The 21,337-nt window shown below is 67.1% G+C and carries 14 protein-coding genes and 1 pseudogene; 9 read left to right on the top strand and 6 right to left on the bottom strand.

Features of this window, described 5'->3' with window-relative positions; genetic code table 11:
- The first annotated feature begins 243 nt into the window (after positions 1 to 243).
- From ACSC1Q_RS01435 to ACSC1Q_RS01445, 3 genes are read left to right on the top strand one after another with little or no spacing between them, the layout of a single operon-like run.
- Positions 244 to 1,857 carry an SPFH domain-containing protein gene (locus ACSC1Q_RS01435; protein WP_436756798.1) on the top strand — a complete coding sequence of 538 codons (1,614 nt, stop codon included), beginning with the start codon at positions 244 to 246 and terminating at the stop codon, positions 1,855 to 1,857.
- The gene (locus ACSC1Q_RS01440; protein ID WP_436756799.1) at positions 1,854 to 3,116 is read left to right on the top strand and encodes an SPFH domain-containing protein; all 1,263 of its coding nucleotides are present in this window, start codon (positions 1,854 to 1,856) and stop codon (positions 3,114 to 3,116) included. Before ACSC1Q_RS01435 ends, ACSC1Q_RS01440 begins: the two co-directional genes overlap by 4 nt.
- Before the next feature lie 32 nt (positions 3,117 to 3,148).
- Entirely contained in the window at positions 3,149 to 3,919 is a 771-nt protein-coding gene (locus ACSC1Q_RS01445; RefSeq protein ID WP_344750215.1) for a sporulation protein, read from the top strand.
- Positions 3,920 to 3,980: 61 nt separating this feature from the next.
- On the opposite strand, the gene ACSC1Q_RS01450 is transcribed toward ACSC1Q_RS01445, so the two are convergent.
- The gene (locus ACSC1Q_RS01450) at positions 3,981 to 4,442 is read right to left on the bottom strand and encodes a hypothetical protein (RefSeq protein ID WP_436756800.1); all 462 of its coding nucleotides are present in this window, start codon (positions 4,440 to 4,442) and stop codon (positions 3,981 to 3,983) included.
- Between the two features lie 176 nt (positions 4,443 to 4,618).
- Between ACSC1Q_RS01450 and ACSC1Q_RS01455 the strand changes: the two genes are divergently transcribed.
- Positions 4,619 to 5,701 carry a sigma-70 family RNA polymerase sigma factor gene (locus ACSC1Q_RS01455; protein WP_436756801.1) on the top strand — a complete coding sequence of 361 codons (1,083 nt, stop codon included), beginning with the start codon at positions 4,619 to 4,621 and terminating at the stop codon, positions 5,699 to 5,701.
- A 95-nt stretch (positions 5,702 to 5,796) separates the two neighbouring features.
- The gene (locus ACSC1Q_RS01460; protein WP_436756802.1) at positions 5,797 to 6,339 is read left to right on the top strand and encodes a dihydrofolate reductase family protein; all 543 of its coding nucleotides are present in this window, start codon (positions 5,797 to 5,799) and stop codon (positions 6,337 to 6,339) included.
- 49 nt (positions 6,340 to 6,388) lie between these two features.
- On the opposite strand, the gene ACSC1Q_RS01465 is transcribed toward ACSC1Q_RS01460, so the two are convergent.
- Together ACSC1Q_RS01465 and ACSC1Q_RS01470 are read right to left on the bottom strand one after the other, a co-directional pair.
- Positions 6,389 to 7,291, bottom strand: coding sequence for a GNAT family N-acetyltransferase (locus ACSC1Q_RS01465; RefSeq protein ID WP_436756803.1), 903 nt, complete (start codon positions 7,289 to 7,291; stop codon positions 6,389 to 6,391).
- 57 nt (positions 7,292 to 7,348) lie between these two features.
- On the bottom strand, positions 7,349 to 8,137 hold the full coding sequence (locus tag ACSC1Q_RS01470) for a class I SAM-dependent methyltransferase (RefSeq protein ID WP_436756804.1): 789 nt from the start codon (positions 8,135 to 8,137) through the stop codon (positions 7,349 to 7,351).
- An 81-nt stretch (positions 8,138 to 8,218) separates the two neighbouring features.
- On the opposite strand from ACSC1Q_RS01470, the gene ACSC1Q_RS01475 reads away from it, so the two are divergent.
- The 3 genes and pseudogenes from ACSC1Q_RS01475 to ACSC1Q_RS01485 all read left to right on the top strand — a co-directional run bounded on the left by ACSC1Q_RS01475 (position 8,219) and on the right by ACSC1Q_RS01485 (position 10,171).
- A complete protein-coding gene (locus ACSC1Q_RS01475; protein ID WP_436756805.1) occupies positions 8,219 to 9,022 on the top strand; it encodes a neutral zinc metallopeptidase in 804 nt (267 codons plus the stop codon).
- Between the two features lie 97 nt (positions 9,023 to 9,119).
- Positions 9,120 to 9,926, top strand: a pseudogene (locus ACSC1Q_RS01480) (helix-turn-helix domain-containing protein); the annotation flags it as partial.
- Positions 9,927 to 9,949: 23 nt separating this feature from the next.
- Complete coding sequence (locus ACSC1Q_RS01485) at positions 9,950 to 10,171, top strand: DUF397 domain-containing protein (RefSeq protein ID WP_436756806.1); 222 nt, start codon at positions 9,950 to 9,952, stop codon at positions 10,169 to 10,171.
- Positions 10,172 to 10,363: 192 nt separating this feature from the next.
- On the opposite strand, the gene ACSC1Q_RS01490 is transcribed toward ACSC1Q_RS01485, so the two are convergent.
- Both ACSC1Q_RS01490 and ACSC1Q_RS01495 read right to left on the bottom strand, forming a co-directional pair.
- A complete protein-coding gene (locus tag ACSC1Q_RS01490; RefSeq protein ID WP_436756807.1) occupies positions 10,364 to 10,612 on the bottom strand; it encodes a hypothetical protein in 249 nt (82 codons plus the stop codon).
- 1,101 nt (positions 10,613 to 11,713) lie between these two features.
- Complete coding sequence (locus ACSC1Q_RS01495; protein WP_436756808.1) at positions 11,714 to 16,576, bottom strand: LamG-like jellyroll fold domain-containing protein; 4,863 nt, start codon at positions 16,574 to 16,576, stop codon at positions 11,714 to 11,716.
- Positions 16,577 to 17,005: 429 nt separating this feature from the next.
- On the opposite strand from ACSC1Q_RS01495, the gene ACSC1Q_RS01500 reads away from it, so the two are divergent.
- Positions 17,006 to 20,020, top strand: a complete 3,015-nt coding sequence (locus tag ACSC1Q_RS01500; RefSeq protein WP_436756809.1) for an AfsR/SARP family transcriptional regulator — start codon at positions 17,006 to 17,008, stop codon at positions 20,018 to 20,020.
- 77 nt (positions 20,021 to 20,097) lie between these two features.
- On the opposite strand, the gene ACSC1Q_RS01505 is transcribed toward ACSC1Q_RS01500, so the two are convergent.
- Positions 20,098 to 21,276 (bottom strand): SLC13 family permease, encoded by a 1,179-nt coding sequence (locus ACSC1Q_RS01505; protein ID WP_436756810.1) that lies wholly within the window; start codon positions 21,274 to 21,276, stop codon positions 20,098 to 20,100.
- Between the last annotated feature and the right edge of the window lie 61 nt (positions 21,277 to 21,337).

Genomic DNA, 21,337 nt, shown 5'->3' on the forward strand with positions numbered 1-21,337 from the left:
ACAGGTCCGTCCACGGGCGGACCGCCGTCAACCACACAGGTCCGTCCATGGGCGGATCGCCGTCGACCACACGGGTCCGTCCATGGGCGGATCGCCGTCAACCCACAGGTCCGCGTACGGGCGGACCGCCTTCAACCGCGTGGCAAGTGATCCGCAAGCGGGATCCCCTTGACTGTCTCGCGTGCCAACGATCACAAAGCGTGATATATCGGGCTTCCGATGTGTCACTGACCCGGAGGTGTGATGTCCCGGCCAAGAGAAGCCGCGCAGTACGCGAGGGCCGCAGCCCAGGCCATAGGGCAGGGCGGCGACGTGCGCCAGATGGTCGGGCAGGCCGTGGGGCAGTACGCCGGGCAGGTGGCCGAGCAGTTCGTGGGCCAAGTGAACACCGCGAGCACCGGGAACACCGGCGCCGACAAGGGCTTCGCGCTCAACCCCTCCGACTTCATGGCGGCCCGCGACCAGGGCTCGTCACTGGGCACGGTGATCGAGGCCCGCAGCGCCCCGCTCAACGAGGCCGGGGAGATCGTCAACCGTAGCTTCGGCGGCAACGGCCCCGGCGGCGAGCCGGTCCACGTCATCTCCCCCGTGGTCATCCCCAAGGGCACCACCGCCAGGGTGGCCGTCCCGCTCGTCGTGCTGGCCGGGCTCGGCCTGGTCGGGCTCGTCGCCACCGGGCTGCCCGAGGGCGCCCGGGTGCTGTTCGGCCCGCACTACTGGGCCGTGCTCGTGCTGGCCGCGGCGTTCCTGTGGTGGCGCAGGAGCGTGGTCATGGTGCCCGAGGGCTGCAAGGCCCTGATCACGAAGTTCGGCAAGCTCGTGCAGATCGCCGAGCCGGGCCGGGTGACGTTGTTCAACCCGTGGAAGCGGGTCAGCTACATCGTCAACACCACCCGCGAGTACCCCTTCAACGCCCCCATCCGCGAGGCCCCCACCCAGCAGGGCGTCAAGGCCAGCGTCGACCTGTTCCTGCAGTTCCGGATCGAGGACCCGGCCGAGTTCATCTTCGTGCTCGGCTCGGTGAGCGGCTTCCAGGCCAAGCTGCAGAACGCCATCAGCGAGGTCACCCGCTCCCTGATCTACGCCCAGCGCGCCGAGGAGATCTACGACCTGGTCGGCGAGAGCACCATGGGCATGCTGGACAACCTCAACCAGCAGTTCCTGCCCGCCGTACGGCTCACCGACGTCAACATCACGCACGCGGAGCCGTCCAGCCAGGAGTACCGGATGGACCTGGCCGCCCCCGAGATGATCAGGGTCGCCAAGGAGGCGTACACCTACGAGTACGAGCTCCAGCTGCGCAAGGAACAGAACGAGGGCGACCTGATCAAGGAGCTGGCCGGGCTGCAGGAGCAGCTTTCGGCCATCCACGCCGAGATCGCCGGGCACCAGGCCAGGATCGACACGGCGCTGGAGCGCGCCTCCCACCAGGCCAAGGCCCAGGGCGGCCAGCGGCTTGTGGAGGCGGAGTCCACCGCGAAGGCCAACGCGGCACTGCTGGAGGCCCAGGCGCTGGACATCCGCTCGCTGAGCGCCGCCGAGGCGCCGGAGATCCTCGACTACCGCTTCCAGCAGGATCTGCTCGACAAGCTGGAGTCCGTCGCCTCGCACCTGCCCCGCCTGGTCCAGGTCGGCGACGCCGTCGACATCGACCTGCTCGCCCTCGCCAGGCAGCTGGTCGGCAACCCCGAGGCCCAGCTGTTCTCCCCGGCGGACATGGCCGCGATCAGGGCGCGGATGAGCGAGATCGGCGGCCGCGTCGAGGAGCGCGGGGCGGAGATCAGCGCCCTGCTCAACACCCCCGCCGACACCGTCGTCCCCATCACGGGCCAGATCGTCCAGGAAGAGGTCCGATGAGCGGCAGAGAGTTCTCCAAGATCAAGGAATCCCTGGCCTCCTGGTCGGAGATCCGCCAGCTGCTGCGCGGCGGCGAGTCGGGCCAGCTGGTCCCGGTGGTGATCCCCAAGGACCGCCGAGGCTTCGCCTGGGTGGCGCTGCTCCTCCTCGCCCTCTACCTGGCGGGCACGGCGGTGTTCGCCGGCGGGGCGCTCTCCTTCCTGGCCGCGGTCGGAGGGGTGTTCTCCCTGGTCGCGGCGCTGGTGTGGCTGTGGCGCCGGGCGATCATCGAGATCGAGGAGGGCACCACGGGCGTACGCAGCCGGTGGGGCGCCATCGTCGGCACGCTGCCCCCCGGACGCCACTACCTGTGGCTGCCCTGGGACCGGGTCGACGCGGTGGTCGACACCTCCACCGAGATCCCCTACTCCGCGCCGATCGTGGCCTGCCCGACGGCGGAGAACGTCCCGCTCAAGTCGATCGAGTTCTTCCTGAAGTTCCGCATCGTCGACCCGGTGGCCTTCGTCCGTACGATCGGCGCCGGTAACTTCGACCTGGTGCTCAGCAGTGCCGTACAGGACGCCATCCGCCAGCGCAGCCGCCTGGTGAACACCGAGCGCGCCTACGACCTGCGCGGATCCGACGTCGGCGACATGCAGGAGCTCCTCACCCGCCAGCTCGGCCGGTACGGCGTGCGCATCACCGGCGCCAACATCCCCGACGTGCAGCTGCCCGACCAGTACCAGCAGCATCTGGCCACCCGCGAGAAGGTCGCCAAGGAGCTGTCGGCCTTCGAGCGCGAGTGGGAGCTCACCCGCAAGCGCAGGATCGACACCCTGCTGATGGAGATCGAACGTTCCAAAAAGACGCGTGACGCGCGTATCGTCGAGGTGAGAGCCGCCGCCAACACCGCCCGTAAGGACGTCGCCCGCATGCTGGAGGAGCACGAGACCGAGGCGCAGCGGGTGCGCTGGGAGATCGAGGCGAGGGGCCGGGCCGAGCTCACCTCCGCCGAGAACGAGGCGAAGGGGCTGCGCAGGCTCGCCGACTCCTACCGCGACAACCGCGCCGTGCTCCAGTACGAGCTGGCCCGCCGCCGGCTCGACGTGGGCGCCAGGCTCGCCGAGAGCGCCCCGCGTCCCGTCGTCGTCCGCACCTCCGGCACCTCCGGCGACACCTCCGCCCTGTCCACCCTGCTGATGGCCCAGATCCTGCCCCAGCTGAACGGCGGCGGCCACGGCGGCAACGGCCAGGCCAAGCCGCAGAACCACACCCCCTGATGAGAACAATCTCCAACCCCTGGGAGTCCTAGATGGTGTTCCGTAAGTTGATGGCCGCGTTCGGCGCCGGTGTCGAGGTCGACACCGTGCTGCAGAACTCGCAGGTGCGGCCCGGCGAGGTCCTGCGCGGGCAGGTCAACTTCCGCGGCGGCGGCTCCGACTACAAGGTGGAGGGCATCTTCATCGACTTCACCGCCGTCGTCGAGGTCGAGAGCGGTGACAACGAGTACAAGTCGACGTACAGCTTCCTGCGCCAGCAGATCACCGGCCCCTTCCACCTCGCCGCGGGCGCCCCGCAGTCGGCCCCCTTCGAGATCCAGGTCCCCTGGGAGACGCCGATCAGCGCCATCGGCGGCCACCCGCTGCGCGGTATGCAGCTCGGTGTCTCCACCGAGCTCGCCCTCGCGGGCGCGCTCGACAAGGGCGACCTCGACCCGCTGTTCGTCAACCCGCTGCCCGCCCAGGACCACGTCCTCGGCGCGCTGGACAACCTCGGCTTCCGCTTCAAGAAGGCCGACCTGGAGCGGGGCACCCTGCACGGCTCGCGGATGCCGTTCTTCCAGGAGATCGAGTACTACGCGGGCAACGACTACCGCCGCCACTTCAACGAGCTGGAGCTTACCTTCATCGCCGGCCCCCAGGCGATGGACATCATCCTGGAGGCCGACAAGCGCGGCAGCTTCGGCTCCAGCCACGACACCTACAGCCGCTTCACCGTCCACTACAACGACCACCCGGGCCAGGTGGAGCAGTCGCTGCGCGGCGGCCTGCAGTCGATGGCCCAGAAGCGCGGCTGGTTCTAGCCTTCCTCGCGTCGCGGTCCCGGCCCGGCCACCGTCTCCCGGTGGCCGGGCCGCGGCCTGTCTAGCGCGGTCGCATCAGGTCGAGGTCCTCACCCCACGCGTCCAGCACCGCGCCGTGCCCGGCGCGCCGGGCCGCCGCCTCGACCCTGGCGAAGAGGCTCCGCTGCAGGGGCACGTCGCCCGTTCCCGAGACGCGGTCCACGGCGTCCAGCAGCACGCCGGTGTCCCAGCCGGGCAACGGGTGTCGGGCGAGAGCGTAGCGCTCGAATCCGGGCATTCCGGCAGCGCGGAACTCGGCGAGGGGGAGGATGACGAGGTCCAGCTCGGGAGTGCGGTGGCCCGCGAACCGGGTCAGGTCCGTCGTCGCGCTGTCGGCGAGGACGACGTACAGGTCGTGGTCGGAGTGCTCGGTGGTCATGCCGTCGTGGGCGTGGGAGCCCTTGAGGACGAGGCCGACGACGGCGGGGTCCGCGGCGGCGAGCTCGGCGAACGCGTGGTAGGTGAGGGGCCGCTGAGCGGGCATCGTGTGCTCTCCGATGGGATGGTGGCCGACGGTATGCCTGCCGGGGCGGACTCAAGCCACGGCCCCGGTACGGCGTGAAGCCCGACGTACGCTCATGATGGCGCGAGTCCCCGTATCTCTGTCGTATCCCTGTCGTAGGGTTCCTGCCAGGCTCGGCCGGTGGCCGAGGTGTCGAGGTGGCCAGGGTGGCCGGGGTGTCGAGGCGCTGGCGGGGGGGACGGCCGATGGGCGCGGGTGACGGCGACGCGGTGGTGGCCGCCGCGCGGGCGGGCGACGAGTCCGCGTTCGCGGCGCTCGTCGAGCGTCATCGGGGTGAGCTGCGGGTGCACTGCTACCGGATGCTGGGCTCGTTCGACGAGGCGGAGGATCTGACGCAGGAGACGTTCCTGCGCGCCTGGAAGGGCCTCGGCGGTTTCGAGGGGCGTTCGACGTTCCGGGCCTGGCTGTACCGGATCGCGACGAACGCGTGCCTCGACGCCCTCGACGGCCGGGCGCACCGGGTGCTCCCCCGTCATTTGTCCGGGCCGTCGGATCCGAGTGCCGCGCTGCCGGCCCGTACCGACATCGCCTGGCTGCAGCCGTTCCCCGACCGGTTGTGGGAGCCGGTCGCGCCCATCGAGACCGAGCCTGACTCCGTAGCAGTCACCAGGGAGACGATCGAGCTGGCGTTCCTGGCCGCGCTCCAGCACCTGCCGCCCCGGCAGCGGGCCGCGCTGATCCTGCGCGACGTGCTCGGCTGGCCCGCCAAGCGGATCGCGACGCTGCTGGAGGGCAGCGTGGCGTCGGTGAACAGCGCGTTGCAGCGGGCCCGTGCGACGCTGAGAGAACACCTGCCCGAACGCCGCCTCGACTGGGCGCCGTCGGCGGAGCCCACCGAGCGCGAGCGGACGGTCCTGCGCCGCTACATGGACGCGATGGAGCGCGCCGACCTCGCCGCGGTCGCCGACCTGCTGGCCGAGGACGTACGGACGGAGATGCCGCCGTGGCCCATGTGGTTCCGGGGGCGCGACGTGGTCGTGGCCTCGCTGGCGGCGAGCTGGGACGCCGGTTCGCCCGACTACGTGGGCCGGTTCCGGATGCTGCCCACCCGCGCCAACCGGCGGCCGGCCGTGGCGGCCTACGTACGGCGCCTCGACGAGCCCGCCCACCGCCCCTTCGCGATCTCCGTGCTGCGGATCGAGGACGACCTGATCGTGGAGGCCACCGCCTTCCACGATCCTGCCCTGTTCGCGGCGTTCGCCCTGCCCGCGACGCTTTAGCCTGTGCACCGATCTCGCCTGTGCACCGATGAGTTCTCGCGCGAGCCGCCGTCTCAGAACGGGTCAGCCACAACCGACCCCGACGGAGGTAACTCATGGGCAAGATGCTGTATTCGGTCACCATGTCACTGGACGGCTTCATCGCCGGTCCCGGCGGTGACATGTCCTGGCTGACCGAACACCTCGGCCCCAACCCGACGGTCGACAAGATCATCAGCGAGATCGGCGCGCTTCTCGTCGGCAACCGCACCTTCGGCGGCGACGATCCCCATCGGGGTACGGAGAGCGAGGGCAAGCCGTTCGGCGGTGGGTGGACCGGACCGCAGTTCGTGCTCACCCACCGCGCCCCGGAGACCCCGGTGCCGGGTGTCACCTTCGTCGGCGACCTCGACAGCGGCGTCGCCGCGGCCAAGGCCGCCGCGGGTGACAGGTATGTCAACATCCTCGGCGCCGACACTGCCCGGCAGTGCCTTGAGGCGGGTGCGCTCGACGAGATCCTCGTGTTCGTCGCGCCCGTCATGCTGGGCGACGGCGTCCGGCTGTTCGACCATCCGGGCGGGACCAACGTCAGGCTGGAGCGCATCGGCCTGACCGAGGTGCCGCACGCGACGAGCATCTGGTTCCGCGTCGTCGGCTGAGCCGTCGTCGGTGGCGGCGATGGTGGAGCGTTCGCCGCCACCGGGGGCCTCACAGGTCCAGCTGGTACTGGAACGTCCTGTGGGTGGGCCTGTAGCCGAGCGAGTCGTTGACGGCCCGCATGTGGGTGTTGCTGTCGGCCGTGTCGGCCAGCAGCCCGCCCAGGTCCGGGTGGCGTTCGCGGGCCTGCCGGATCGCCTCGGCCTTCATCCACCTGGCCAGGCCGTGGCCGCGGTGTTCCGGCAGGACCCCCGTACCGTAGTGCTGGCCGTCGCCCTTGCCGTCACCGGGGACGACCAGCTCGGTGAACCCGGCTATCGAGCCGTCGGACTCGTCGACGGCGACGACCGTGTGGAGCGACTCGCCGCGGTCCGCGATGGCCTTGGCGGCTGCCCTGACCCTCTCGACGTCCCAGACCACGACGCCGTAGTCGGTGTCGTCCATCGGCATGTCGTCCATCGCCCGGCGGGAGGCGGTGAAGGTGTCGGCCAGCTCGTCCGGCACCGTCCCGTCCCAGGAACGCAGCCGGTACCCGGCGGGCGGGCTGACGGCGGCCGCGTCCACGCTGGCATGGGCCGACGCAGCGGTGTCCACGGTGGCGTTGGCCAGCGCGAGCCTGGCGTACGTCAGGGTGAGCACCTTCCTGAACCCCCTGGCCGCCAGGAACAGGTCGCCCGGCGTACCGGCACCGGCCTGGGCGAGCACGCAGCGCCGTCCTTCCGACCCGGCCCCCGCCACCGCCCGCGCCAGCAGCTCGGAGCCGACGCCCGCGCGCCGCTCGGCCGGGTGCACGTTCAGCTCCAGCTCGGCCAGGTGATCCTGGCCCTCACGGTCGAACAGGCGCAGGAACGCCGATCCCACCGGAGCTCCATCGCCGTCGGAGGCCAGCCACACCAGCCGGTGACTGGACGCGCTCGGATGAGGATCGGCCAGCGGGACGATCTGAATCGACAAGACATCTCCCTTGGGCGACGGTGTCGTCGCGAGCAGAACAGTGATCGTCGGTCGGGATCAGGACGCCTTGCGGGCAAGGGTGAGCAGGTGGCCGCTCACGCCCAGCAGGGAGGGGACCGACTCCAGGCGGCGCTGGGCGTCGAGCATGAGAGCGCGGCGCCCGGGGTCGTCGAGCCAGTCGTCGACGTCACCGTACAGCCAGAAGGCTCCCTCCAGACCGTAACGGGCGGCGTCGGGAAGGCCCGCGTCGGCGAACTCGGCCGGGACGTCGTCGGGGTCGTGCATGTAGGCGGTGAAGTCAATGCCCGGACCGGACAGGACCCCGTCCACCAGGGCCGCGTTCGCCGTCCCCCTCGGCTCTTCCCGCACGTACAACCCCTGGTAGACCATGTCGTGCACGGCCGCGTAGCGGTTGATGGTCGCGGCGGCCACCAGGCCGCCGGGCCGCACCACCCGTACCGCCTCCGCCAGGGCACGGACCCGGTCGGCGCGGTCGCCGAGGTGGTAGAGCGGGCCCAGGAGCAGCACCGCGTCCACGCTCTCGTCGGGCACCGGCAGTCGCCTGGCGTCACCCTCTCGCGCGGTGACCCCGGCCAGCCGCGCAGCCCGCTCCACGTGCGGCGGCATGGGATCGATCAGCTCGACCCGGTATCCGTCGGCGGCGAGCCACTCCGCGTGCACCCCGGTGCCGCCGCCCACGTCCAGCACCCTGGCCGGGGCCGGAGGCAGCGCCCTGCGCAGCACGTCCTGTGTCCGCCAGAACTCCAGCCGCCCACGCCCCGCGCGGAGCCGGCCGTCTTCCTTCTCCTGCTCGTAGTAGGCGAGCAGTTCCGGTGTCATCGCCATGCTCGATCATGTCCTCGGCCCTGGCCCGCGGGCAAACGAATTAGACGACCGGACGAACGGTAGACATATGCCCTAATGTCCATGACCATGAAAATCCGCGTGATCACGGCGACGGCCGCCGCCTCCGTCCTGCTCTTCCCCGGTACGGCCACCGCCCTCGCATATCCGGTCGAGGACGCCCCGCTCCTGACCGGCAACCCCCTCTACTCCGCCGGAAAGCTCCCCGCCGCGGGGTGCGCCGACAAGCCCGCCAAGGGCAAGAGCCTCGCCTCGGTCAAGAAGCACGTCAAAGCGCTCTTCACCTGCATGAACGACGCCTGGCTCCCGTATCTGAAGGAGGCCAACCTGTCGTCCGTGCCGCCCAGCCTGGAGATGCACGGGACCACCCTGGAGAAGGACGCCAGGCGCGCCTGCTTCGGGGCCAAGATAAACCCCGCCAGGTCGGAGGCCGTCAACTGTTTCGGAATCTACATCTCCGTACACATCCGTCCCGACTGGATCAAGGCATCCGATGACCTTCCGATCCTCGCGGAGCTGAGCTCCGCCTACGGCGAGTACGTGCAGCACGTGGCCGACATCAGGGAGGGCTACAACGCCCTGCACGCCGACGACGACAGGGAGATCCAGGAGCAGCTCCGCCGCTACAGCCTGCAGGCGAAGTGCCTGGGCGGGATCACCGCGAAGAGCGTGTGGCACGCCCTCGGCTACCCCGCCAAGGACGCCCGGCGCCTGCTGGACCTGACCAAGGCCGATGCCGACCCCAAGGGCGGGAACCGTTACTTCGGCAAGAGCGCCAACGTCGTCTACTGGACCAAGCGGGGCTACTCCACCTCCGACCCCCGCTCCTGCAAGACCTGGCACGCTCCCTCCGCCAAGGTCTCTTAACCCGCTTCCGGAGTCCCCCGCCCCGTCGTCCCGTCGCTCCGTCCACCGGCCTGGTTCCCGCTCACCGGGACCCGGGCCGGCCAGAACCCGAACGCTCATGGCTTTTCCGGGAAACAGATCGAATTCGCCAGACGCGCATGGGCGTGTAAAGAAGATTCAGCAGGCATGGGAGCTGGGGCGGGCCCGCAGAGAGGCGGGTCTGTCACAGGCTCGGCTGGGTAGTCACCTGGGCGTCTCGTCGTCGTTCATCGGGCACATCGAGACCGGCAACCGGAGGCCAAGCACCAAGCTGGCGGCCGACTGCGACAGGTCCTTCAAGACGGACGACCTCTTCACCCACCTCTGCCGCAACGTCACCGCCCCCAGCGGACCGGCCTGGTTCCTCAGATGGTCCGACGAGATCGAGCCCCGGGCCCGCGTGCTACGAAGCTGGGATCCGCTCCTGTTTTCCGGCCTTCTCCAGACGGAGAACCACGCACGAGCCGTCTTCCGTGGTGGTCTGGCCACTTCGGAGCGGGAGATCGAGGAGCAGGTCAGCGCTCGCATGCGGCGGCAACTGATCCTCACGAAGGACAACCCACTCGTAATGTGGGCCCTCATCGACGAATGGGTGCTTCGCCGCCCCATCGGAGGCCCGGAAGTCATGTACGAGCGGCTCGACCACCTGGCGGCGGTTGCCAGCCGACAGAACGTGAAGGTGCGGATCGTTCCCCGCGACACCCCCTGCACAGCGGGCCTGATGTCCGGGTTCGTGCTTGCTGAACTACCGGACGCCCCGACCACCGTCTCCATAGAGTCATCCGGAGCAGGCGAAGTGTCGGCAGAACACGATTTGGCGGCGTTCATCTGGGATAGCTATGGCAGGATCCGCGCAGAGGCGTACCGTCCCGGGCAGTCGCTAGAGATGATCAAAGAGGCGAGGGACCAATGGAAGCAACAGATCCGACCGGCCCTGACCTCTCCATGGCCGCCTGGAAGAAGAGCTCCCTCAGTGGCGACAGCGGCGGGAACCGCGTCGAGGTCGCCGGAAACCTCCCCGGAGCCGTCGCCGTCCGCGACAGCAAGAACCCCGCGGGCCCTGCCCTCGTCTTCTCCCCAGGCGAGTGGAGTGCTTTCCTCGGTGCCGTGAAGCCGGGCCGCTTCGGCTGACCGGCGAGCCCGCTCTCGACAGTTCGGCCCGGAGCTCCGCTCCTGGCTGAGAGCCGCACACCCGGCCGTTTCGACGGTCGGGTCTGCGTACTGTTTCCCGACGGTATTCAGTAGGAGCTTCCCCCGTGGCCCGGCCACCTTTGTCCGGGTCCGGCGACATCTGACGGCATCGATCAGGCCAGCCCAAAACGGCTACTCGCGGCAGAGCTCGTACTCACCCGGTTTCCGCGTTGAGAAATTCAGCCCCCACGCGGCGTACATCGAGGTGGGTGCGGGCGGCGCGCAGACCCGCGCGTCGTAGTCGCCCTCGAAGCGCCAGTCGCCGCGCCCCTCCCGTGTCCAGAAGTGCAGCCTGTCCAGCGACGCGACCACGTAGTAGGTGTCGGCCGCCTCGCTCTTGCCGTAGACCACGCCGTAGTAGACGACTCCCTCAGTAGTCACCCGGGCGGATTCCGCGGAGGGCCCGGCAACAGCGCGGCTCGCGGCGGCCAACTTGTCACGGGTGGCCTGACTGATCTTGAGAGGCCAGGCTCTCCCGGCAGCCAGTCGCTCCTCAGGTTCTTCCTCGTCCTCGTCCTCGGTGGGGTTCTCCTCAGGAACCGCCGCTCTCTCCGTACCCGCGACCGGAGTCGGCAGAGAACCGACAGGCCCCGGTGACGCGTCGGCTCCAGCTCCCGGAGATGCCGGGCCGGGCACGGCGAACACCAGCACCACGGCCGCGACCGCAAGCCCGACAACGGCGAGCAACGCTCCCATGATCGCCGCTGGCACCACCAGAGATCTTCGCATGTGTCATCCATAGCATCGCGGGATCGAAAAGAACCAGAACCTTCTGGTTAGGCATGCATTTTTTCATGCTACTTCGCGAACCTGTGGCGCGAGACTACTTTGACCAGCCGATCCGCACGAAGAGAGCAGCTGCATAGTTTCCGCAGGATGCGCCGTGATTTTGGCACAGCATTGACCCGTTCCCATGGGCCGCGAAGCTCAGCGTGAGCGAAGGCGATGCTTTCCCCGATCAACTCGCGGCCCGCGATGTTAGATTAGAGCGAAATCAGAGAGCTCGTCTGCCATCCGCCTCGACGAACAAATAGAGACAATACGGCCGAGACACTCAAATTCACTCCTGAGCTTCCTCCTCTCGCCAAGTTGCGGAGCTAGACTTCTTGGAAGCGTTCTTCGGTAGACATCCGATAGCCACCGCGATTCCACCGAGCATCATTCCCAGACCGCCAAGCACGAGAACAAAAGGCTTACTCAAAGCTATCAGGACAAGAAAGTCTGGAGTTGACGTCATTCTCGAGCTCCAATAGAAGGAGGGGGGATCGAAGATCACCAAGCCAACTCCAGCAAACGTCATCAGCGTTCCCAACGCAAGGAATACATTCCTTATCGCAATCAAAATCGACAGCCTTCCCGTGATTTTTCGGGGAAATTATTCGAAATATCTTTCAAGCAATTACCGGGCAGGGGGCTCGGATGACCCATGGGGCCGAAGTGTGTTATCCCCGGCCCCACGAGTCATCTAGAGATCATCGCACCCTAACCGTTCCCACTCTTTCGGCCCAGGAAGTCGTGCCACCAACTGTTGTAGGGACTGGGGATCCATTCGGAGCAGTCGGCGACCCTCGCGGTGACGTGACGGCAGAACGTAACTTCTGGCTCAAAGCGATGCTGGTAGCCGGTCAACTCGCAGCGGGTGGTAGGACCCTCGAAACACTCCGCCTTCGATGTCTTCTTCGTCCAGACCGCTTTGAGGCGGAAAAAGTCATCCGGGTTGGGATTACTCGGCTTTACGGGCCCTATCTTTTCGTAAGGCCTACAGGTCGTTTCAATGGAGCCATTTAATTCTACATAAACTCCCGCCGACGGCGACCTGTTCCCGTCAATAGCGACAGTAACTCCACCTGTACTATCATCTCGCTCGATGTTGAAGCAAGCCTCACCGGCAGACTTGATGACCAGGTTGTTGAGGATGTATCTGTATTCGGCAAGTTCTTTTTCTGTCTTAAGCCTCCATGGGCCGATCGTGTAGACCCGAACGTAGTTGACGAGGCTTGGAATTCTCCAGGTCTCCGTGGTGAGGGACGAGTAATCCTCACCATCGGGGTGACACCATGTGGAGCGCGCCTCGGCATGGAGTTGCCAGCCCTTCCACAAGATTCTCGTGGTGGGATGCCTCTGCTTATCCAAAAGTTTGTATTGGCCGTACCCGGGCTTCTCCTTCACCCAGGAGCCACTCTTACCACTATTCCCATCCTCCGGATTGGGGTCACAGCTACCTGACGCAGCGTTGGCGGCATCTAGCTTCGCCTGCGATTGATCGGTAGCCGACGGGGGTGTCTCGCCTGGAATGAGGCCTGTCGAGAGGTATTCCTCCCATTCCTCATCGTAATAGAAGTCCGTCGAGTCCTGCTCGACTTCAAGGGGCACCTGAATGATGCTCGTACCGCCACAGCGATCGAAGACGAAGATGTCGATTATGGCTTCACTTGGTTCGATCTGGCCAGCAGTACCTACGGTCGGCCGGGCTGCCCTTGCTGGTGACGAGGTCTGTTCAACCCAACTACGCTTGACCTCCGCCATCACATGCACTGTACCGTCAGGCATTCCCCGAACAACAGCACCGGGGATCTCCACAACGGAGCCTGACCGAGTTGTGCCAGCCTGATTCATGGCAGTTCTCGCCTGTACCAACTCCGCGTTGAGCAGAGACAGCTTGGCCGTACTGGGCCCGTCTGCTGTCACCCCCGGCGCGTCCCAGATGGTATTGGCACGGTTCTCAAGAACAGCGTCCTGAGCTTGGTAATACGCCTTCACTCTGTCGATGTAGGCCTGGGCGCCCGAAGTCGTGCTTGAGTTCGCACTCGCACTCGGGGAGCGGGAGTCTAGGAATGGGACACAGGCTGTGCCTCCGCCCCGTACGGGTGGGGGCGGAACAGCCTTCGTCGTCACAGAGGCAATCTCCCAACCACTGACACCGAACCTGGTCTTGGCCCGCACCTTCACGGTGTAGGTCATGTCATTCGCCAGACCAGTGATGGCTGCCCAGGGATCCTTGACATCCAAGGTCTCGACGACGGCGCCGCCCCCCTCGGTCACCTCGACGTCATAACCGTCCAGCATGGCGATGCCGCCGTTGCTCTCAGGCAGGCCCCAGCTGGCGATCGCACTGGCGTCACCCCCCTGGGTGGTGAGGTTGAGTACCTTGCTCGGTGGTCCCGCAAGTATGTAAGTGAGTGCCACCGAAGGCTGCTCAGCCGCCACCGCGTCACCAAAGGTGATGATCTCATCCTTGTTGGAAGTCAGCATTAGCCACTGGTATTCACTGCCGGCGATGTTTGCCTGCGGTCCGCTCAACGGCAGAGCGTAGGGAGTGACGTCAACGTTGGCGTCGCCTGCAAGGTCCGAGCCTTTGGTCTCACCAGTAACCTGGCTCTTCAGCGGGGTGGCAGTGATGATCGCGTCCGCCGGGCAGGTCCCGGCAGGGCAGGCCGGAGTACCGAGTTTGAGGATGCCTTCCGAGACACCCGCGCCGTCGGGAAGTTCGTCGAGTCTGAACCCGATCACCGCGGCGGTCTTGTCGGTACCGCTACCGCCGATCCGCATGACGGTCGAGTCGGTCACCGTACAGGGCGAACCATCACAGGCCGTCGGGTCGACCTTCGCCGTCTTGATGACGAAGTTGTCCTTGAGCAGGGTCAGGTGGTTGACGGGTTCAGCTGGCGGCTCCGGTGGGTCGCCTGGGATGGTGACACTGACCGGGGCCGTCTTGGCGGTGCAGATCTCCAGGGCGCACGCCTGCATCTGCCAGGTGTAGGTCCCGCCGAGCTGGACGGTGTTCTCCGGCACCTGGAAGGACGCGCGCTCCCCGCCGTTGACCGTACGTTCGCCGAGCGGGCTGGAGCCGACCGGGGCGCCGGTGCTGTTGTAGAGGAAGTACTTGGCGGTGACCGGTCCGCCCGAGGGACGGTTGACCATGCCGGACAGGATCGGCCGGGTCGGGTCGGCCATGCCGGTCTCGGTGTCGGTGGGCAGCATCGGGGCGTCGCTGGTGACGCGGTAGGGCGGGCTCTCATTGCAGGACGGCTGGCTGACACCGCTGCGACAGGCACGCACCACGAACTTGAGGCTGGCCGGGTTGTGGAGGGCGAAGGTCTGTTCGATCACCTGGCCGGAGGGCTTGGCGTTGTAGCTGGTGGAGGCGACCTCGCCGTACAGCTTCTTGATGTCCGCCAGGGACAGAACCCGCTGGTAGAGACGCATGTCGTCGACCGCGCCCTGCAGCAGGTTGAGACCCGACTTGTGGCCGCCGATGCGGAACGGGCCGCCGGTCACGGTGCCGGACGGCTGGTAGTCGGCCTCGCCGGACAGCACGCCATCGACGTAGAGACGGATCTTGGAGGTTCCGGCGTCGTAAATGCCGACCAGGTGGGTCCAGGTGTCGGCCGTGGCCAGTTTGGCCGAGTCGACCCAGACGCCGTACCCGGTCGTGCCGCCGGTGCCGGAGACCTGCAGCCGCCACTTCTGGTGACTGCCACCGAGGTAGTAGATGCTCAGGCCGAACGGGTCACCGTCCTGGCTGGCGACGTACTGGACGGATTCGCTCTCCTTGAGGCGGACCCAGGCGCTGACGCTGAAACTGGAGTTCTGGTTCAGCACCGATCTGTTGGTGGCGGCGTAGGAGTCGGGTACGCAGCAGCCGTTGCTGCCGGTCATGTCGTTCAACTGGACCGCACCGCCGAGCTTGCCGGTGATGGCCGCTCTCCTGCTGCCGGCGTACGTGGCGGTGAAGCCGCCCGTACCGGAGTCGGCGGCGGAGGCCGCCCCCGCGGACTCGTCGAGCTTCCAATGCGCCACATGCCCGGCGGGGAAGGAGGGCGGGGGCACCATCGTGGAGTCGTTGACGCTGACGGTGTAGTCCAGGTTCGTCCCCTCGGGCACACTGGACTTGAAGCCGACCTTGACGCTGGTGCTGCGGGCGATCGCGTCGGTGCCGTCCATGGAGTCAAGGGACTCGGCGTTGACCGTGGGAATCTCCGGCGGCAGGAAGTACGACACGGTCAGCTTCGGCTTGGTGCCCCCGACCTTCTCCGCCGAGTGGAAGTAGACCCACCATCCCGAGTTCTGCGCGGGGTCCGTCGTGCCCTTACCCGAGAGCCGGATGCCCTCGTTGGGCTGGCCCGCCGCCCACGCCTGGGCCATCGCGGTGACGCTCCAGGTGAAGGTCCTCGGGATCCAGTTGCCGTTGTCGTCGACCGAGGACGTGCTCGGGCAGAGCTGGACGGACGAGCCGAAGCTCGTTACGGACGGCTGGTTGCTCCAGCTCACGTACTGCGGCCAGGCGGAGGTCACCCGCTTGGCCTCGATGCCCGCGGGCCCGTACCAGCGGCAGCCCACGAGCTGGTCGGCGTACATGTCCAGCCTGGCGCTGCCGACGGACCTGCCCGCCAGCACTCCGGTGTCGAATTTGAGGAGGGAGTGGCTGTAGGTGAGCGTTCCCGCCGAGTTGGTGCGTTCGATGCTCGTCACCAGCCGCTGCGAGGCGGGCGAGGTGTCGGCGTTGCCGGTGTTGCTCACCACCAGGTCGCTCTGCAGGGTGAGGGTGGTGGTGGGATCCACCGTGACCGGATACCTGGTCGCCGGGTCGGCGAGGAACGCCGGATCCGGGGTGAGGACCAGTGTCTGCTCGCCCTTCTCCTCCACCACCCGCGTGTCGATTTTGCCGGTACGCGGCGGGAGCGCTCCGGCCGTTTTCGCTTCGGCGGCACTGGGACCGGCGTCGATCGTCACCGGTTCTGCCGCCGACGCCACCTGCCTGCCCTTGGTGTCGGTGAGTTCGAGTCCGCCTCGCTTGGCCTCGGCGAGGTCGAGTCCGTCCGTTTCGACCGGAATACGGAACTCCACCGGCCCCTTGGGCTTCTCCCTCAACACCACGTCATGCCGGAATCCCGTGGGCAGTGCCGTGACGACGAGATCGGCTCCCTGACCGGCCGCGTCGACAAAGGTCGCGACGTTTTCCCTGACGGTCGGTTTGGGCAGTTCGGTCGGCCAGCCGAACGAGACCCTCTGCCCGTCACCACGTTCCATGGACGCGAAAGGACGATCCGCACCGCCCGCGGAGAACTCGATTTTCGCCCTGGCCAGTTTGGGTTTCAGAACCCCGTCCCGCTCCACCAGGGTGGTGTCGATCCAGGCCCACGATCCGTCGGCCTGTTTGAGCTGAGCGGGACCGGCGTACGACTGTGTCGTCAAATGTCCATCGGGATAAGCCCAGGTACGTGATCCCTCGGTGTAGGCGGCTTCGACCTCCACCGGCTTGTTCTGCTTCCTGGCCTCCTCGATCGCGGCCCTCAGCTCCGCGTCGGGATCTTCCGGGCGAGGAAACTCCGTCACCTTGGGCATGGCGGGAGTGGCGGGTTCGGGGGCCGCCCGTGCTGGGACGGAGCCACCGGCCACCAGGAGTGATGCGGTCAGAGCGGAAACGGTCATGACCGTGAATGCGATTCGGCCAGACGGTTTGGACGATCCACGCCGTGGCAACGGCATGAAAGGGTGATTCGGTAAGGAAATCCCCACCGATTACCTCCAATGGCTACGAGGACCCGGCCAGGGGTCGAGAAATGGGAGTGCCCGGCCGGAGATGATCGCCATAAGCATCACGGTTGGCGCTGTTGATCTTGTCGTATAGAATGTCGTGATCTCGCCAAGACATTCATCACCTGCTGTTTCTTGTCGAGAAACCGCAGTTCAGCGAATACATGCCGGTAAACATTCACCGGCTGGCAGGTAAACGTCGCACTTCGTGACGACCGCGATTCTTCGGGGGTTGGAATGGAAATTCGCGTTCTCGGTCCGGTCGACATCTGGCGTGACGGCCGTTCGATCACGGTCGTCGGGCCGAAGCAACGGACACTGCTCGCCGTCCTGGTCCTGGAGGCCAATCGGGTGGTCTCCCACGATCGGCTCCTGAACGCTCTGTGGGGTGCGAAGGTCCCGGCCACCGGGCAACGGCTGCTGCACAACCACCTGTGGTCACTGCGGCGTCTGCTCACCGACGACAACATCGTGGTGAGCACGCCCACCGGCTACTCGCTGCGGCTACAGCCGGGAGCTTCCGATCTCGACGTGTTCGTCGCCGAGACGGCCCTGGCGCGCTCCGCCCTGGCCGCCGGTGACGCCTCCCAAGCGGCGGAAGGATTCCGCCGGGCCCTGGCGCTGTGGCGCGGCACCGCGCTCAGCGGCACGCACCCCGAACTGCAGGCGACGGAGGGGGCTGCCCTGGAGGAGCAGCGCCTCGCCGCGCTCATCGGCCGCGTCGAGGCCGATCTCACCCTGGGGCGTCATTCCGAGCTGATCGGTGAGCTGCGCCTGCTGGTGACCGAACACCCGCTGAACGAGAAGTTGCGCGGCCAGTTGATGCTCACGCTTCACCGTGCCGGCCGTACGGCGGAGGCGCTTGAGGAGTTCAGGACCGGCCGCCGGCGCTTCCGCGACGAGCTCGGCCTGGAGCCCGGCGAGGAACTCGCTCGCATTCACCAGGCGATCCTGTCCGGAGAGTCCACTGCCATCCCTGCCACGGCGGAACATGCTCCCACCGCACACGTACCCCGGCAGTTGCCCGCCGACATCACGCGCTTCACGGGTCGTACGGAGAAACTGCGCCAGCTCGACATGCTCATGGTCGAGAAGGAGGACACGCCGACCGTGGTGATCTCAGCCATCGCGGGCACCGCCGGAGTCGGTAAGACCGCTCTTGCGACGCATTGGGGGCACCGGGCATCTGCCCGGTTTCCAGACGGACAGCTCTACATCAACCTGCACGGCTACTCGCTGGGGCGAGCCACCACGGGAGCTCAGGCACTGGATCAGCTCCTCCGCGGGCTCGGCGTGGCCGATGACGAGATCCCGCACAGCGTCGACGAACGCGCGTCTCTCTACAGGTCACTGCTGTCGAGCAGGCGGATGCTCATCGTGCTGGACAACGCCGCCACCCCCGACCAGGTACGTCCCCTGCTGCCCGGTTCCTCGCCGTCCAGAGTCCTGATCACCAGCCGTGACACTCTACGAAGTCTGTCCGTGACTCACGACGTGCACGGCGTCTCGCTTGACGTGTTGTCAGCCGATGAGGCGATCGCACTGCTCAACAGCTTTATGGGCGGGAGCGGGGCCGCCCCCGAGGCCGAGGTGATCGCCGAACTGGCCCGCCTCTGCGGGTATCTGCCGCTGGCACTGCGACTGGCGGCGGCACAGCTGGCGGGCAGGTCCCCCTCACGTGTCAGGGAATTCGTCGCCAAACTCCAACAGGAGAACCGGCTGACCGTCCTGGATCTCAAGGAGGATCCAGAGATCGGTGTCCGCTCCGCACTTGAGCTGTCCTACCGGAGCCTCACCGCGCCGACTCGGCGGATGTTCCGGTTGCTCGCCCTGCACCCTGGGCCGTCCATCGGACCGGACGCCGCGGCCGCCCTCGCCGGCATGCCCGCGGAGAACGCCGCGACAGTGGTCGAGACGCTGGTCAACGCGCATTTACTGCAGGAGGACGACGAGCGGCGGCTGTCGATGCACGACCTTGTACGCGTCTACGCGGAGGAACGATGCGCCGACGACGAGACCGCGGACGACTATGAGGACGCTCTGACGAGAACGCTCGACTGGTACCGGCACTCGGTCATGAAAGCCATGGACCACCTGTCGCCCATGGACACCACCTTCATGACGATCAATCCGATCGACGGGACGCCGGACTTTCCGGGCTTCGACGAGGCGATGGCCTGGCTGGAAGGGGAACACCCCACTCTCGTGGCTGTGATCGTCCATGCTGCGCGACGAAACCGGCACATCCACGCCTGGCAGATCTTCACCAGGTTGTCCTGGTTCTTCTATTCGAGGAATCATCTCGACGATCTCCTCATGACAGGTGAGATCGCGCTGTCCTCCGCCCGCCTGATCGGTGATCGCGCCGGCGAGGCCGAGATCCTGAGCGACCTCGGTTACGCCAAGATGTTCACCGGGCGATACGCCGAGCACCTCGACCACCAGCGGAAAGCTCTGGAGATCTGGCGTGCCTCCGGTGATCGTATGGGGGAGGCGAGGGCGCTACGCCATGTGAGCTACGCCTTCCAGTTGGCCGGACAACCCGCCAAGGCGATCGAACTCGGCGAGCAGTGCCTGGATCTCGCCCGCAGTATCGGAGCTCGAGTCGACGAGTTCGCCATGATGGACACCCTGGCGATCAGTTACTTCTACATGGGCAGGTTCGACGAGGCGGCGGAGGTCCTGTCGAGGTGCCTGACCGAATGGCGTGAGGTCGGCAGGGAGTACGACGAGGCCTACTGCCTCGTGCAACTGGGCCTCGTCCAGGAAAAACTGAAAGAGCCGGCGACCGCTTTGGAATGCCTACAGCAGGCATTGCTGATGGGACGTGACCAGGGCAACCAGCGTATCGAGAGCGACGCGCTCAACGGCATCGCCGTGGTTCTGCGGCAGGAGGGACGTTATCGTGAAGCCTTCGAGCACCATGAAACGGCACTCGCCCTCGCGAAACCCCTGCAGGACAAGTCAGCCGAGAGTGAGATGCTCAGCAGCCTCGCGAACACCTGTCTCGCGACCGGGGACACTCAGGCCGCCCTGGAGCACTACCGGGTCGCCGCCCGCTATGCCGACGAAGCGGAAAACCTTTATCAGCGGGGATTCGCCTACGAAGGACTGGGCAACTCGCTGCAAGCCCTGGGACGGACGGATGAGGCCTTGGAACACTGGAGGAAAGCGCTCGACATCTGGACGCCCATGGGTGTCCCCCAGGCAGAGGAGGTCGCGAGGCGAATGCGCGAGGCTGATGTGAACTGACGGCATTCGTATCATGCCAAGCGACGACTGCGACTGCGGTGTTCACCCACACCGGGTGACATACCTGCGGTCGTCGCTCAGACCGTGAGCAGCAGTGCCGTCACCGTGGCGGTGACCCCCACCACGACCAGCACCGCCCCCGTCAGGACGAACCTGAACATCGGCACCCGCACTCCCCGGCGGCGGCACCACTCGAACCACAGCAGGGTGGCGAGGGAGGCCCAGGGGGTGATCACCGAGCCCGCGTTGGTGCCGATGAGCAGGGCGAGCAGCAGGTCCCGGCCGCCAGGGGGGATGGCGTGCTCCACCACCGTGTAGGCGGGCAGGTTGTTGATCAGGTTGGACAGCACCGCGCCGACGGCCGCCACGCGGTAGGCGCCGTCGCCCCCCGGGCCCCCGGAGGTACCGACGAGGGAGCTCATCACCGAGGCCAGGCCGTACCGGCTCAGGGTGGGCACCACCAGGAACAGGCCGACGACGAAGACGAGCAGCTGCCAGGGGAACAGCGCGAAGGTGAGCTTCGAGCGGTCACGCCAGGCGAAGGCGGCGATCATCAGGGCCGCTCCGCCCAGGGCGGCGAACTGGATCGGCAGCTCCAGCAGGATCGCGGCGACGAACAGTGCGCACGCCGAGACCGCGATCCTGAACAGCACCGGGTCGGCGACCGGGCCGGGGATCGGCGGTTCGTAGCGGGCGGCCCCGCCACGCCGGCCTCGGCGCCAGAAGAACAGCCACAGGAAGACCATGGTGACCGCGATGGAGACGAGCTGGGGCAGCCAGAGCCGCCCGGCGAACTCGCGGGCGGACATGCCGAGCCGTTCCATGGCCAGCAGGTTCGTCAGGTTCGACACCGGCAGGAGCAGGGCGGCGGTGTTGGCCAGCCAGAGGGTCGTCATGGCCAGCGGCAGCGCGGCGATTCCGGTCCTGGCCGCGAGGGCGAGCATGACGGGCGTCAGCAGCACCACCGTGGTGTCCAGGTTCAGGAAAATGGTGACCAGCGAGGCGAAGGCCGTGCACAGCAGGAACAGCGCGACGTGGTTCCCCCGCCCCACCACCGCCAGCCGGGTCGCGATCACGTCGAAGAGCTGGGCCTCCTTGACGAGATCCGCCAGGACGATCACAGCGGCGAGGAAGAGCAGGATGGGCGCGATCCGCTCCATCTCGCTCCAGGCCTCCTGGAGGGGGAGCAGACCGGTCGCGACGAACAGGAGGCCGAGGCCGAGAAGTCCGAAGCGGATCCGATCCAGAACACTCAATCGCCGCAGCACATCGGACATGGTCGCATGCCTCACCTGCGCGAACAGGTCCGGGGAGGGG

Source organism: Streptosporangium heterodermiicola, assembly GCF_051390675.1.
Taxonomy (GTDB): Bacteria; Actinomycetota; Actinomycetes; order Streptosporangiales; family Streptosporangiaceae; genus Streptosporangium.